Origin of the sequence: Luteimonas aestuarii (assembly GCF_004357985.1) — a bacterium.
GTDB lineage: Bacteria > Pseudomonadota > Gammaproteobacteria > Xanthomonadales > Xanthomonadaceae > Luteimonas > Luteimonas aestuarii.
In genome coordinates this window covers 87,905-101,972 of sequence record NZ_SMTF01000010.1, presented here as the reverse complement: position 1 = coordinate 101,972, position 14,068 = coordinate 87,905, and the positions used below count along the sequence as shown (strand labels likewise).

At 68.2% G+C, this 14,068-nt stretch carries 14 protein-coding genes; 6 read left to right on the top strand and 8 right to left on the bottom strand.

The annotated features are described in order from the left end of the window. Positions 1-35: 35 nt before the first annotated feature. From E2F46_RS12270 to aceB, 3 genes are all read right to left on the bottom strand, one after another. Positions 36-326: a hypothetical protein gene (locus E2F46_RS12270; protein ID WP_133322445.1), complete on the bottom strand. Its 291-nt coding sequence runs from the start codon at positions 324-326 to the stop codon at positions 36-38. Between the two features lie 198 nt (positions 327-524). Then, the gene (gene aceA, locus E2F46_RS12265) at positions 525-1,823 is read right to left on the bottom strand and encodes an isocitrate lyase (RefSeq protein WP_133322443.1); all 1,299 of its coding nucleotides are present in this window, start codon (positions 1,821-1,823) and stop codon (positions 525-527) included. A 118-nt stretch (positions 1,824-1,941) separates the two neighbouring features. Continuing rightward, positions 1,942-3,561 carry a malate synthase A gene (gene aceB / locus E2F46_RS12260; protein ID WP_133322441.1) on the bottom strand — a complete coding sequence of 540 codons (1,620 nt, stop codon included), beginning with the start codon at positions 3,559-3,561 and terminating at the stop codon, positions 1,942-1,944. Between the two features lie 126 nt (positions 3,562-3,687). On the opposite strand from aceB, the gene E2F46_RS12255 reads away from it, so the two are divergent. The 3 genes from E2F46_RS12255 (at position 3,688) to E2F46_RS12245 (ending at position 6,309) form a co-directional block, all read left to right on the top strand. Beyond that, entirely contained in the window at positions 3,688-4,647 is a 960-nt protein-coding gene (locus tag E2F46_RS12255; protein ID WP_133322439.1) for a LysR family transcriptional regulator, read from the top strand. A 130-nt stretch (positions 4,648-4,777) separates the two neighbouring features. Then, the gene (locus E2F46_RS12250) at positions 4,778-5,782 is read left to right on the top strand and encodes a hypothetical protein (protein WP_133322437.1); all 1,005 of its coding nucleotides are present in this window, start codon (positions 4,778-4,780) and stop codon (positions 5,780-5,782) included. Between the two features lie 2 nt (positions 5,783-5,784). Beyond that, positions 5,785-6,309 carry a hypothetical protein gene (locus E2F46_RS12245; RefSeq protein ID WP_133322435.1) on the top strand — a complete coding sequence of 175 codons (525 nt, stop codon included), beginning with the start codon at positions 5,785-5,787 and terminating at the stop codon, positions 6,307-6,309. Between the two features lie 43 nt (positions 6,310-6,352). Here E2F46_RS12245 and E2F46_RS12240 read toward each other — a convergent pair whose 3' ends face one another. Together E2F46_RS12240 and arfB are read right to left on the bottom strand one after the other, a co-directional pair. Continuing rightward, a complete protein-coding gene (locus tag E2F46_RS12240) occupies positions 6,353-6,958 on the bottom strand; it encodes a lysophospholipid acyltransferase family protein (protein WP_133322433.1) in 606 nt (201 codons plus the stop codon). Positions 6,959-6,977: 19 nt separating this feature from the next. Then, positions 6,978-7,382, bottom strand: coding sequence for an alternative ribosome rescue aminoacyl-tRNA hydrolase ArfB (arfB, locus tag E2F46_RS12235; RefSeq protein ID WP_133322431.1), 405 nt, complete (start codon positions 7,380-7,382; stop codon positions 6,978-6,980). 86 nt (positions 7,383-7,468) lie between these two features. Between arfB and E2F46_RS12230 the strand changes: the two genes are divergently transcribed. Then, on the top strand, positions 7,469-7,981 hold the full coding sequence (locus E2F46_RS12230; protein WP_133322429.1) for a DUF2059 domain-containing protein: 513 nt from the start codon (positions 7,469-7,471) through the stop codon (positions 7,979-7,981). Here the strand turns inward: E2F46_RS12230 and E2F46_RS12225 are convergent. Beyond that, entirely contained in the window at positions 7,967-8,722 is a 756-nt protein-coding gene (locus E2F46_RS12225; RefSeq protein ID WP_425599833.1) for a pseudouridine synthase, read from the bottom strand. The genes E2F46_RS12230 and E2F46_RS12225 overlap by 15 nt on opposite strands. A gap of 30 nt (positions 8,723-8,752) precedes the next feature. On the opposite strand from E2F46_RS12225, the gene E2F46_RS12220 reads away from it, so the two are divergent. After that, complete coding sequence (locus E2F46_RS12220; RefSeq protein WP_133322427.1) at positions 8,753-11,506, top strand: M16 family metallopeptidase; 2,754 nt, start codon at positions 8,753-8,755, stop codon at positions 11,504-11,506. Between the two features lie 130 nt (positions 11,507-11,636). Here E2F46_RS12220 and E2F46_RS12215 read toward each other — a convergent pair whose 3' ends face one another. Together E2F46_RS12215 and E2F46_RS12210 are read right to left on the bottom strand one after the other, a co-directional pair. Next, positions 11,637-12,206 carry a DUF6624 domain-containing protein gene (locus tag E2F46_RS12215; RefSeq protein WP_207949575.1) on the bottom strand — a complete coding sequence of 190 codons (570 nt, stop codon included), beginning with the start codon at positions 12,204-12,206 and terminating at the stop codon, positions 11,637-11,639. Between the two features lie 42 nt (positions 12,207-12,248). After that, positions 12,249-13,553, bottom strand: coding sequence for a sialidase family protein (locus E2F46_RS12210; protein ID WP_133322425.1), 1,305 nt, complete (start codon positions 13,551-13,553; stop codon positions 12,249-12,251). A gap of 77 nt (positions 13,554-13,630) precedes the next feature. Between E2F46_RS12210 and E2F46_RS12205 the strand changes: the two genes are divergently transcribed. Next, positions 13,631-14,008, top strand: a complete 378-nt coding sequence (locus E2F46_RS12205) for a putative signal transducing protein (RefSeq protein ID WP_133322423.1) — start codon at positions 13,631-13,633, stop codon at positions 14,006-14,008. Positions 14,009-14,068 lie beyond the last annotated feature (60 nt).

The window sequence follows — 14,068 nt, the reverse complement described above, 5'->3', positions numbered from 1 at the left end:
CCGCCAAGTCCGGCATCCACTGGATGCCGGGACGGTCAGGGCGTGGAAACCGCCCCGCTGCGCAACGCGTCCTGTGCGGAGTCCTGCTGCCTGCGGATGTCCTCGACAGAGCGGCACACCCGCACGGAACGATTGCTGCCAATCGTCTTCTCCCGTCGGCATACGACGCGTTCCTCTTCTACGTCCACCGCTGCATTCGCTGCCGGCGAGACTTCGCCTTGAGCGGCATGGTCGGCGATGTCGTGCTGCCGATCGACCGGGGGTGTGGCTTCCTGCGCGATGGCAGGGCCACTGGCCATGCAAAGGCACGCGACGAACCACGGCAACGCTTGGAGCACAGACTTCCTCGACATCTTCCGACCACACTGTTCTTGGGGGGAGAATAGGCATCTTACTCCAGCCCGCACCATGACCCCGCGTCGCCGGACACGCTGCAGCCACGGTGGCCGCAGCGATGCCATTCCCACCACTCATTCACGGCGAAATGCTGTCCAGCACCTGGCCCGCCGCCTGCCGGACACCCCTCAAGCTGCAGCCCGCCTGGTACTGAACTGCTCTTCTTCCGTCGAACCGGTCAGCGCCGTGGTCGACGACTGCCCGCGCTGGATGGTCTGCGTCACCGAATCGAAGTAGCCGGTGCCCACCTCGCGCTGGTGGCGCACGGCGGTGAAGCCCTTGTCGGCGGCGGCGAACTCGGCTTCCTGCAGTTCCACGAAGGCGCTCATCTGCCGGCGCGCGTAGCCGTGCGCGAGGTTGAACATCGAGTAGTTCAGCGCGTGGAAGCCGGCCAGGGTGATGAACTGGAATTTGTAGCCGTAGCTGGCGATTTCCTTCTGGAAGGTCGCGATGGTGGCGTCGTCGAGGTTCTTCTTCCAGTTGAAGCTGGGCGAGCAGTTGTAGGCCAGCAGCTTGCCCGGGTACTTCGCGTGGATGGCCTCGGCGAACTTGCGCGCGAACTCGAGGTCCGGCTTGCCGGTCTCGCACCACACGAGATCCGCGTAGGGTGCGTAAGCCAGGCCGCGGCTGATCGCCTGGTCCAGGCCGTTGCGGGTCTTGAAGAAACCTTCGACCGTGCGCTCGCCGGTGGTGAACGGCTGGTCGTTGGCGTCGATGTCGCTGGTCAGCAGGTCCGCGGCCTCGGCATCGGTGCGCGCGACGATCAGCGTCGGCACGCCCATCACGTCGGCGGCCAGGCGCGCGGCGTTGAGCTTGTCCACCGCCTCGCGCGTGGGCACCAGCACCTTGCCGCCCATGTGGCCGCACTTCTTCACCGAGGCCAGCTGGTCCTCGAAGTGCACGCCCGCGGCGCCGGCCTCGATCATCGCCTTCATCAGCTCGAAGGCGTTGAGCACGCCGCCGAAGCCGGCTTCGGCATCGGCGACGATGGGCTGCAGGAAGTCGATGCTGTCATCGCCTTCGGCGTGGTGCAGCTGGTCGGCGCGCAGCAAGGTGTTGTTGATGCGCTTGACCACCTGCGGCACCGAATTGGCCGGGTACAGCGACTGGTCGGGGTACATCTCGCCGGCGAGGTTGGCATCGGCCGCGACCTGCCAGCCGCTGAGGTAGATCGCTTTCAAGCCGGCCTTGACCTGCTGCATCGCCTGGTTGCCGGTGAGGGCGCCGAGCGCATTGACGAAATCCTCGGTCTGCAGCGAGTTCCACAGCTTCTCGGCGCCGAGGCGTGCGATGGAATGCTCGACATGCACGGTGCCGCGCAGGCGCACCACGTCCTCGGCGCTGTAGGCGCGGGTCACGCCTTTCCAGCGCGGGTTCTCGTTCCAGTCGCGTTGCAGGTCTTCGGCGGTGGGCAGGCGAGTACTCATGGTGATCTCCGTGATGTGTGATTCGTAATTCGTGATTCGGAGAGGCAGGGAGCTTGGCGTTCGCAGTTACGGCGACCGGATGCTCCAGTCACCCATCACGAATCACCAATCACTGCAGTCAGATGTGTTCGTAGGCGGGCAAAGTGAGGAAATCGGCGAGCGTGTCGCGGCGGGTGAGCTCTTCCAGCATCGCGATGGCTTCCGGGATCCGCGCGGCGCCCGGCAGCGACTGCCCGGCGAGGCGCGATGGCAGGTTCAGCAGCGCGCGCTCGAACAACGCATCGTCAATCGCGGTGCCGTCGTCCAGGTGCAGGGGGCAACGCCCGTCGTCCGCCGCGTGGAGCCACTGCCACAGTTGCGTGCGCGCGATCTCGGCGGTCGCCGCGTCCTCCATCAGCCAATGGATCGGCACGCAGCCGTTGCCATCGAGCCAGGCGGCGAGGTAACGCACGCAGACTTCGACATTGCCTTCGAACCCGGCGCGGGTGATCGAGCCCAGAGACGGACGGATCAGGTCGTCGCGCGAGACGATCACTTCCTCGCGACCCAGGTGTTGCTGGTGCGGGCCGGGCATGCGCTCGTCGAACACCTGCCTGGCCAGCGGGATCAACGCCGGATGCGCCACCCAGGTGCCGTCGTGGCCGGCGGTCACCTCGCGCAGCTTGTCGGCACGCACGCGCGCCAGCGCCTTGTCGTTGGCATCGGCGTCGTCGGCGATCGGGATCTGCGCGGCCATGCCGCCCATCGCATGCGCGCCGCGGCGGTGGCAGGTCTGGATCAGCAGTTCCGAATACGCGCGCAGGAACGGCTGGGTCATGCCCACCTGCGCGCGCTCGGGCAGCACGCGGTCGCGATGGCGGCGGAAGGTCTTGATGTAGGAAAAGATGTAATCCCAGCGACCGCAGTTGAGGCCCACGATGCGGTCGCGCAGCGCATGCAGGATCTCGTCCATCTCGAACGCCGCCGGCAGCGTCTCGATCAACACCGTGACCTTGATCCGGCCCTGCGGCAGGCCGAGTCCGGCTTCCATGTGCGACAGCGCCTGCTGCCACAGCTGCGCCTCTTCCATCGACTGCAGCTTGGGCAGGTAGAGGTAGGGGCCACGGTCCCGCGTCGCCAGCGCGGCGGCGTTGTGGAAGGCGAACAGGCCGGCATCGAACAGCGCGCCGGACATGCGTTCGCCATCGACCCGCACGTGCTTCTCGTCCAGGTGCCATCCGCGCGGGCGCACGATCAGCACCGCGCGCTCGCTTTCGGGCTTCAGTGCGTAACGCTTGCCGTTGTCGGCGACGAAACTCAGAGTGCCTGCGACCGCCTCGCGCAGCGCGCGTTGGCCGGTGAGCAGGTTCTCCCAGGTCGGCGACGTCGAGTCCTCGAAGTCGGCCATGTAGCAGTTGGCGCCGGCGTTGAGCGCATTGATCACCATTTTCGGATCGACCGGCCCGGTGATCTCGACCCGGCGATCCAGCAGCGCACCGGGGATCGGCGCCACGCGCCAGTCGCCGTCGCGGATGGCGCGGGTGTCGTCGCGGAAGTCCGGCACGGCCCCGGCGTCGAACTCGGCCTGGCGGCGGACGCGGGCGGCGAGGCGGGCCTGGCGCGCCGACTCGAAGCGGCGATGAAGGCCGGCGAGGAAGGCCTGGGCGTCCGGCCCGATCAGGTCGGCGGGGGCGCCAGCCGGGAACTGGATGCCTGCATCAGGCGCGTGGGACTGGATTTCCTTGAGGACAGCGGACATCGGGCGGCTCCTGCGTGGATATTGCGGTGCAGCAGCACCCTCCGCCTGTCTCATCTATTTGACAAACCATTTATGTCAATGTAATCCATAAACTGAGCTTATACTTCAATCCAAACAAGGGCTTCCGTGCCGGATTCGCTGCCGCGCTTCCCCTACAAGGCCGATCGGCTGAAGCCGCTGCGCGCCTTTTGCCAAGTGGCGCGGCTGGGCTCGGTCTCGCGCGCGGCCGAGGCGCTGTTCGTCAGCCAGCCAGCGGTCACCCTGCAGTTGCAGGCGCTGGAACGGGAACTGGGCGAGAAGCTGTTCGAACGCAGTGGCCGGCGGCTGGTGCCCACCCGGGCCGGCGAAGCGCTGTACGAGCTGGCGCGGCCGCTGGTGGACGGCATCGACACCCTGCCCGCGGCGTTCCGCAACGAGGTCAAGGGCATGGATGCGGGCGAACTGCACATCGCCGCCAACAGCTCGACCATCCTCTACCTGCTGCCGCGGATCGTGGAGCGTTTCCGCCAGCACCACCCCGACGTGCGCCTGAGCCTGCACAACACCGTCAGCGCCGACGGCACCGACCTGCTGCGCGCCGACACCGTGGACCTGGTGGTGGGTTCGATGCACGACGTGCCGGGCGACCTCAGCTACGCCCCGCTGCACCGCTTCGAACAGCGGCTGGTGATGCCGCTGGGCCACCCGCTGGCCGACAAGCCCGCGCTGTCGCTGGCCGACATCGGCCAGCACGGCCTGATCCTGCCGCCCAAGCGCCAGATCACCTGGCGGCTGGTGGACCTGGTGTTCCAGCAGAACCGAGTGCCGTACACCGTGGCGCTGGAAGTCGGTGGCTGGGAAGTGATCAAGCAGTACGTGGCGATGGGCATGGGCATCAGCATCCTGTCGTCGATCTGCCTGACCGATGCCGACCGCGGCCGCATCGCCACCCGCTCGGTGGGCAGCTTCTTCCCCGACCGCAGCTACGGCGTGGTCATGCGCAAGGGCAAGCTACCCTCGCCACAGGCGCGCGCGTTCATGGACCTGATCCAGCCTGATCTGTTCATGCGCCGCGACTATTACGACAGCGGGCATTCGGAGCGATGACGCTGTTTACAGCGCAATGTCGGCCAGTGGAAGATGCGCCCACGCCGTACAAGGGATCGGATGCAGGGGGCGTCCGAAGCGGCGCCAGCCCGAAGGGAGCGGGCCACCCATGCGGATCCGACTCGCAGCAATGTTGTTGCTGTCCTGTTTCGCCCTGCCAGTCTTTGCCAACAAGCGCACGTTGCCCGACGTTCCGATCGCGACATCGGCGCCGATCGAGATCGTCCTGACCCAGCAGGAACTTGCCGTGGACGTGCCCGACAACAGCGGCGCGGCGATGCAGTTCGGCCTCATCGGCGCCTTGGTAGGCACCGCGATCAGCAATGCGCAGGTCAAGAACGCCGAGCAGCGTGTCGCCGAACTGCGCAACCTGATGCTGGATTACCCCTTCAACGATCGCATTGAGCAGGCGCTACGCAGCAAGCTCGCCGCAGGTGGCATCTCGGGCGATGCCGGGGTCCGCGTCCTGCACTCCACGTGGGATGCCGATCCCGCCGGCATGCCGTCCGACGGGACCGTGGTCATGCTCGTCCCGCGCTACTCGATGCTCAACAACTTCGAGCTGCTCTCGGTGAAGCTCGCCCTGCAGCAGGTCGAACGCAGCATCCGCTCGAATGGCAAGCCACGCCAGAAAGTGCTGTTCACGCGGACATACGCGTTCAATTTCCCGTTATCGAAGATCGCTGGCAGCGGCGCCGAGGAGGATGCCGCCCGCTGGCTTGCTTTCGGCGAGGGGCCACTGGCCTCGCTGCTGGACCTGGGGATCGACCAGGTCACGGATATGCTCGTCTACGACCTGTCGAGCGAAGGACGACAGGAAGCCGGGCTTCCGGTACGCGGCCACGGCGGCGAGGTGCGGGGACTATCGTATGGCGGCCGCGTCGTGCGCGAGCACGATGACTGGATCTGGTTGCGCGCCGGACCTGGCGCGATGCGCACGCTCGTTGCCCATTCGCCCGTCGATGAGCCGCGGATGGCATTGCTTGCGGTGCCAAAGGCGCCCGTGGCCGCCGAAGGAACCACTGGCGACGGCACCCCCCCTGCGGACCCCGCGGATGGCGACGCCCCGCCAGAGGCGTCGCCTGCGGGAGAGGTGGACGCTACCGATGAGCCCGAAGTGACGGTTGGCCACTGACCGTGGCCATCCCGCGGCAGTGCTTGCTGGTGTGCATCGCCAGCCTGACCATGGCGACGGGCTGCGCCACCAGCCCTCTCGAGCGCCGCACGGTGGATCACGATGAACTGGCAAGTGCCGGATCCGGGCTGACGCTTCGCTGCGGCTACCGGCTGGAGAAGGTTGCCGACCGTCGGCCGGCTTCGGCTGCAGCCGGCGCGATCGGTCGACATGCGTTTTCCCTGGAGGCCGCGGACCAGCTGGTGTCGTCGCGGCTTTCACGCATCGGTTTCGTCGAAGATGCGAGCGCGCCATCGGTCGTGATCGACGTGCGCCAGCTCTACATCGCCCAGAACCTTTCCACCAAGATCCCGATTGCCGTGTATGTGGTTGCCATCGATGGCGGCCCCGCCGACGTCCTCAGGTCCGACGTGGCGTCGATGAACTGGAACGGGACGGACCAGGAAGGCCTGCGCGCCCTGTCGACGGCCATGGCAGACGTGGAGCGGCAGCTCGTCGGCCGGCTCAATTCCCGGTGTTCGGCCTAGGCCGTACGGATGGCCGACGCCTCGCGAGGCGTCGTTCGGCGCTTCACGCAGTCCCGCGGTTCTTCCCCTGCCACGGCCGGTACCACTCGCGCAGTGCGCGCATATCGGCGTGCATGTCGCCGGTGGTGTGGAACGGGGCGCCGATGCCCATCACCTTGTCCGGATAATGGAAGTACGCCGGCAGGATCGGCACCTGCGCATCGTGCGCAATCTTCCAGAAGCCCGTTTTCCAGCGCTCGACACGCTTGCGCGTGCCCTCGGGCGTCAGTGCGTACCACACGCGGTCGCTGCGGCGGATCATGTCCACCGCCTGTTCGACGGTCCCGTGCGCGGAGCTGCGGTCGATCGGGATCACGCCCAACTTGCGCAGCAGCGGACCCATTGGCCACCAGAACAACTGCGCCTTGCCCAGCACCTTCACTTCGAAACCCAGCGCCATCTTCGCGGCGAAGCCCCAGATGCCATCCCAGTTGGAAGAATGCGGCGCGGCGATCAGCACCAGCTTCGGCAGGTCGGGCAACTCGCCCACCACGCGCCAGCCGCCCAGCCGCAATACGCTGCGGCCCAGCCAGCGCGTGAATGCGTTCGGCTTCACCCGTGGCGCGTTGGGCGGCAGCGGCGGCACCACGTCGTCGTTGTGATCGGTCATGCGCCTCCCACGCCTGGCCTCAATCCCAGTCGCGCCTGCCGCGCGACTGCTTGATCGTACTACGTTGCCGTTTCTCGCCGAGGCGTCGCTCCTTCGCGCCGCGCGAGGGTCGGGTGGCGATGCGCGGCCTGGGTGCGTGCAGACCGGTGTCGATGAAGGCCTGCAGGCGCACGCGGGCATCCTCGCGGTTGCGCTCCTGGGTGCGGAAGCGCTGCGCATGGATCACCAGCACGCCTTCGGAGGTCACGCGCCGGTCGCGCCGTGCCAGCAGGCGTGCGCGCACGGGTTCGGGCAGCGAGGGCGAATTCGCCACGTCGAACCGCAGCTCGACCGCCGTCGCCACCTTGTTGACGTTCTGGCCGCCGGCGCCGGACGCACGCACGAAGCGCTCGACCAGTTCATGTTCCGGAATCTCGATGTCCATCCGCGCGTGCGTCACATTCCTGCCGCCGGGTGCGTCCCGGTCCGGGCGCTACAATCCCGCCTTCCCGCCACGATGACAAGGACGACATGACCATGCACCGCAACAACCGGTTCAGCGCCATCCTCTTCGCCATGCTGTGCCTGCTGGCCAGCCCCGCCGCATTTGCGCAGGGCGCCAGCGACGCGCGCCTGGACCGCCTGCTGGAAGTGATGCGCGCCCGCGAGACCGTGGATGCCATCCTGCCGCAGGTCGAGGCCTCGCAGCGCCAGATGATCGACCAGCTCACCGCCGGCCAGCAGCTCGACGATGCCCAGCGCGCCCGCCTCGATGCCATCCTCGCGCGCACCAACCAGCGCATGAACGAGACCCTGGCGTGGGACAACATGGCGCCGATGTACCGCGACATCTACCGCAATACCTTCAACGACGAAGACATCGACGCGATGCTCGGGTTCTACGGCAGCGCCGCGGGCCAGCGCCTGCTGGACAAGATGCCGCTGCTGATGCAGAACACCATGGGCGCGGTGCAGCAGATGATCGTCCCGTTGCTGCAGCAGCTGGAGCAGGACATCCGCGCCGAGGCGTCAGCCGGCGAATGACGCCCCCGGCGCTGGCGTGAACAGCGCCAGCGCCTTGCCGAATTCCACGTCCGGCGGCGCGTCCACCGCGAGGCGTTCGCCCGTGTGCGGATGCACGAACGCCAGCCGCTGCGCATGCAGCAGCATGCGATGGATGCCAAGCATGCGGAAATGCCGGTTGTGGCGGCCTTCGCCATGGCTGGTGTCGCCGATCAGGTGGTGGGAAGCATGCTTGAGGTGCCGACGGATCTGGCGGAAGCGCCCGGTCCCGGGTTCGGCACGCAGCACTGCGTAGCGCGAGGTGGGGAATCCGCCTGACGCGAATTCGAGCTCGGTCGTCGCCAATCGCTCGAAGCGCGTCACCGCCGGTTTTTTCTCCGGCTTGCCCGGCCCGCCGTCGAGCGGATGGTCGATGGTGAAGCGCTCTTCCGGCCAGCCGCGACACACCGCGAGGTAATGCTTCTCCACCTCGCGCGCCATCAGCGCCTTGCCCAGTGCCGAAGCGGTATCGCGATCGAACGCCAGCAGCAGGCAGCCGCTGGTCGCGCGATCCAGCCGGTGCACCAGCAGCACCGGCTTGCCGAACTGTTCGCGAAGGCGATCGGCCAGGAACTCCTGCTCGCCACGCGCCAGCTTGCTGTCGTGGACCATCAGCCCCGCAGGCTTGTCGACCACCGCCAGCCACGCATCCACATGCAGCACGGCCACCCGCGGCACGCCCTCCGGCGCATTGGCCCCAACGCCGTGTTTGCTATCTTCCAACCCGAAATCCATGGACAGGGGGTCCAACCGATGCACCTGCGTCATTCTATGTTCCTGCTGGCGGCGCTGCTGCTGGCATGCACCGTACCGCTGCATGCGCGCACCCCGGCTGCGCCCGAGGTTGTCGCCAGCGCCGAAGGCATCTCCGAGTACCGCCTCGACAACGGCCTGCGCGTGGTGCTGTTCCCGGACAACAGCAAGCCGGTGACCACGGTCAACGTGACGTACCTGGTCGGTTCACGCCACGAGCACTACGGCGAAACCGGCATGGCCCACCTGCTCGAGCACCTGGTGTTCAAGGGCACGCCGACCCATGGCGACATCCCCGGCGAGATGCGCAAGCGCGGCATCCGCTTCAACGGCACCACCTGGCTGGACCGCACCAATTACTTCGCCAGCTTCGCGTCCAACGCCGATACGCTGGCCTGGCTGCTGGCGATGGAAGCCGACCGCATGGTCAATTCGCACATCTCGCGCGAAGACCTGGACAGCGAGATGACCGTGGTGCGCAACGAGATGGAGTCGGGCGAGAACAACCCGTTCCGCGTGCTGCTGCAGCGGCTGATGTCCACCGCCTACCTCTGGCACAACTACGGCAATTCCACCATCGGCGCGCGCGCCGACGTGGAGAACGTGCCGATCGAACGCCTGCAGGCGTTCTACCGCAACCATTACCAGCCCGACAACGCAGTGCTGGTGATCGCCGGCGATTTCGATCCCGACGCCACGCTGCGGATGGTGCGCGACAGCTTCGGCAGGATTGCCGCGCCCACGCGCATGCTGCAGCCCACCTACACCCGCGAGCCCGCGCAGGACGGCCCGCGCAGCGTCACCGTGCGCCGCGTCGGCAAGACGCCCTACCTCGCCATCGGTTACCACATGCCGGCCGGCCGCCACCCGGACAGCGCCGCAATGACCGTGCTGGGCCAGGTGCTGGGCCACACCCCGACCGGCATCCTGCACAAGGCGCTGGTCGAAGGCGGCAAGGCGACGGCGGTGTCCAATATCGCGTTCGCGATGGACGAACCGGGCTATTTCATGTTCTTCGCCGAAGCGCCGGCCGATGCCGACCTCGATGCACTGGAAGCGGAGATGGTGGCGCTGGTCGAACGCATCGATCCCGCCGCACTGACCGAAGAAGACGTGGCCGCAGCCCGCCAGCGCCTGCTGACGGGTGCCGAAGTGGCGATGCGCGACCCCAACGCCATCGGCATCGCCCTGTCGGAAGCCATCGCGCAGGGCGACTGGCGGCTGTTCCTGCTGTCGCGCGACCGGCTGGAAGGCGTGACCCTCGCCGACGTGCAGCGCGTGGCCGCGGCGTACCTGAAGACCGACAACCGCACCAGCGCGCGCTTCGTCCCCACCGATCGCGCCGACCGCGCCAGCATTCCCGAGGCACCCAGCGCGGAAAGCCTGCTGGAAGGCTACGTGGGCCGCGAGGCGCTCGCCGCGGGCGAGGCCTTCGATGCCTCGCCCGCCAACATCGACGCGCGCACGCAGGTGTTCACGCTCGACAACGATGCCGAGCTGGCGGTGCTGGCCAAATCGACCCGCGGCCAGGCCGTGCAGGTGCGCATGCAGCTGCGCTTCGGCGACGAAGCCTCGCTGCAGGACCGCAGCACCACCGCCAGCCTGCTGGGCGGCATGCTGATGCGCGGCAGCGAAGGGATCGACCGCGCCGCGCTTTCGCGCCGGCTGGTGGAACTGAAGTCCACGTTGAGCATCAACGGCAGCGCCACCGGCGCCAGCGTGTCCGCCACGACCGATCGCGACAACCTGCCTGCCCTGCTCGAACTGGCCGCCCGGGTGCTGCGCCAGCCGACGCTGCCCGACAGCGAGTTCGCGCAGCTGCGCGCACAGGCGATGACGGCCATCCGCACCAGCATGACCGAACCCGGCGCCATCGCCGGCAACGCCATGGGCCGCCATTTCAACCGCTGGCCGAAGGGCCACCCGTACCATGCGGGCACGTTCGAGGAGAGCATCGCCGAACTGGAGGCCGCAACCCTCGACGACTTGCACGCATTCCATCGCGCGTTCTACGGCGCGGCGGGGGCCAGCATCGCGATCATCGGCGATGTGGATGCCGATGAAGTGCACGCGCAGGTCGCGCGCCTGTTCGGCGACTGGAACGCGCCGCAGCCGTTTACCCGCATCCCGTCGCCACACCATGACGTGCCCGCGACGCGCGTGCTGATCGAAGTGGCGGACAAGCCCAATGCGGTCTTCCTGTCGATGCTGCAGGTGCCGGTGGGCCAGGACCACGCCGACTATCCGGCGCTGGTGCTGGGCAACCAGATCCTGGGCGGCGGCGCGCTGAAGTCGCGCCTGGCCGACCGCATCCGCCAGCGCGACGGCCTCAGCTACGGCGTCGGCTCCAGCTTCAACGCCAGCGCGCTGGACGAATCCGGCAGTTTCAGCGCCTACGCCATCACCGCGCCGGAGAACGCCGCGCGGGTGGAAGCCGCGTTCCGCGAGGAGATCGAGCGGCTGCTCGAGGACGGCATCCCGCAGACCGAGTTCCAGGAAGCCCTCGACGGCATGCTCAGTGCACGCCGCACCTCGCGCGCCAACGATGGCGAACTGGTCGGCGTGCTGGCCAGCAACCTCTACCTCGACCGCACCATGGCCGATGCCGCGAAGTTCGAGGACGACCTGCGCGCGCTGACCCCCGAGGCGGTGCAGGCCGCACTGCGACGCCACCTGGTGCCCGCGAACCTCTCGATCTTCATCGCGGGCGATTTCGCGGGTGCGGCGCAAGGTGCCGGGGCGAGCGGCGACTGAGCAGCAGACTCACGCCTGGCAGTGCAGACGATGGCCCGGAGACGGGCCATCGTCGTTTATGAGCAAGGGTAGTGGGGTGGTGCGGACCTGGATCGATGCGTCCACGGCGGTGAGGCGGATGCCTCTTGATTCAATCACTCGCCGGGCAAAGCCCGGAAACCAGCGCGATGTATTCCTGCAGCGGCGGCAGGCCCACCATGGCACGCCTGTCGTCGACGCCCTCGGGTGATTCGATCTCCAGTGGCGCCCATTCGCCTGGACCGACGCAGCGCCCCTGCGTGCCGAAGCGTTGCGGCGCGTTGATCCGGTCCCACAGGTACGCATGGTCCATCGCGACGGCCTCGCCGGCATCGACGGCTGGTGCCATCAATGCCAGCACCTCGCGCTGGAACGCGCGGTCATGATCGGCATGCTGGGCCAGCAGCCATGCTGCCCGCGCCGCATCCTCGCCAACCAGCGAGATCGTCGGCCAGCCGTGCGTCGCCACGATCTGCTTCAGGCGTGCCGTGTTGCGGTCATCGACGGCTTGCAGCTTCTCGATCTCTTCCTGCGTCTGCAGCGCGAGGTTGCGAACCGCCTGGTCCTCGTCGCGCATCTGCAGCAGCTCCGCGCGCAATGCATCATCAACAGGCGGCCCGGCCGCCGCGGGCAGGCCTCCCGCAAGAAACGTGGCCAGCACACAACAGCGCAGCATGTTCATCGTTGCTCCTTGCCGCCTGCCAACGGCACGTCAGGATCTGGCTCAGGGCCTGCCAACGCGCACGCCCCTGAGGTTCGGCACGCCGCCAACCACATCGGTCCACGCGATGTAAGCGCTGCCGCCCTGCACGGCGAGCACCGGGAAGCCGGTGGCGCGGCCTCGGCCACGCGGCTTGGCCACTTCGATGCGTTCGTATTCGGTCGCCAGGTCCGGGCTGCGCCGCGACAGCCACAGCGATTGCGCGTCGCCATCCTCGCGCAGCCAGACGGCCCACGCCTGCTGGCCGTCCAGCGCGACCGCGATGCGGCCCAGCACGCCCGCGCCGCTGTCCAGCATGACCGGTGCGGCGAAGCTGTCGCCGCTGTCGGTGCTGCGCGCCAGCCGCACTTCCGGCTGGCTGCCGGCTTCGGTGTACCAGCCGACGATGGCGGTCTCGCCGGTCGCCGCCACCGCCGGCCCGTTCACCGGGCAGGCCGGCATCTCCCAGCCGTCGGCATGCACGGCGCGCGGCGTGCTCCAGTCGATGCCGTTGAAGCGCGTGGCGAGGATGTCGCGCACCTCGCCTTCGGTGCGCCCGCGATACACCAGCAGCGCGCCCTGCGCAGTCTGCGCCACGGCGGTCTGGCAGCAGTCGCAGACGCGGTCGTCGAGTTCGAATTCCTGCGTGCGCTGCAACGCGCCGTCGAACACCGCCGCACGCAGCGTCATCGCACCCTGCGGTGCATGGTGCGCGTCGTGGCCTTCGTGCCCGCCGCCACCGGTGTTGCGTCCGTCCAGCCAGGCGATGCCCAGCGTGCTGTTGCCCTGCGGCCACATCGACACGAAGCCGTGCTCGGTCTGGGTGCCGTCGTCGTGCGGGCGGACCGGTTCGGCCCAGTTGGCGCCGCCATCGCGCGAACGCGACAGCACCACGTCGTAGGCGTACGCGCCTTCGCCGCTCTTCTGCAGCCAATGCGCCCACAGCGCGCCATCCGGCGTGCCGGTCATGTGCGGCACGTCGGCCCAGTTGACGAACATGCTGTGGCCGATGGCGATGGTGGACATGCCGTGCAGCCAACGGTCCTGCGGATGCGAGAACGCGCTGAACTGCATGATGTGGCGACGCCCGGCCTGCGAGTTGACCCAGCTCAGCAGCAGGCGGCCATCCGGCGCCACGGCCAGGCTGGGCGAGGCCGAACCGGGCAGCGTGGCTGGCAGCGTCCACTCGACCACGGTGCTGGGCGCCGCGGGATCCACGGTGGGCTGCGCACCGGCCGCGGCATCGTCACGGCCGCCGCAGGCCGACAGCGCAAGCGCGGCCAGCAATGCCACGCCATGGATGGATCGGGTCGCGCGGAAGTCGTTCATCGCCGTGCCTCGTGACGCCATGGAAACGCGACTAGCGTAGCCTGAGCCGGTCCCCGGATCACGCACGCGCTACCCGCATGTTCATCATCGTCGCCCGCTATGCCGACCCGCTGGAAGCGCAGATCGCACGTGGCTTGCTGCAGGCCGAGGGTATCGACGCGCACCTCGGCGACGAACACGCCGCGCTGGCCAACTGGGAGTGGCGACTGGCGATCGGCGGCGCCAAGCTGCGCGTGCCGGAGGCGCAGGCCGGGCGCGCACGCAGCATCCTGCAGGCCATCGATGCCGGCGAGTACGCCATCGACGACGATGGCGCGCCGGCCACGCCGGGCCTCGATCCGCCGGATCGCGAGTCCGCCTCCAGCCGGCTGGCGTGGCTCACGTCGATGCTGCTCGGCATCCCGCTGCCATGGCGCAGGCGCAAGGCCGACGACAGCGTGGTGCGCGACGCCTGACCCGATCGGCGCGTCCTGTCAACGGGTTCCGGCTTGCGTCCGCGGTTGCCACAATCGCGC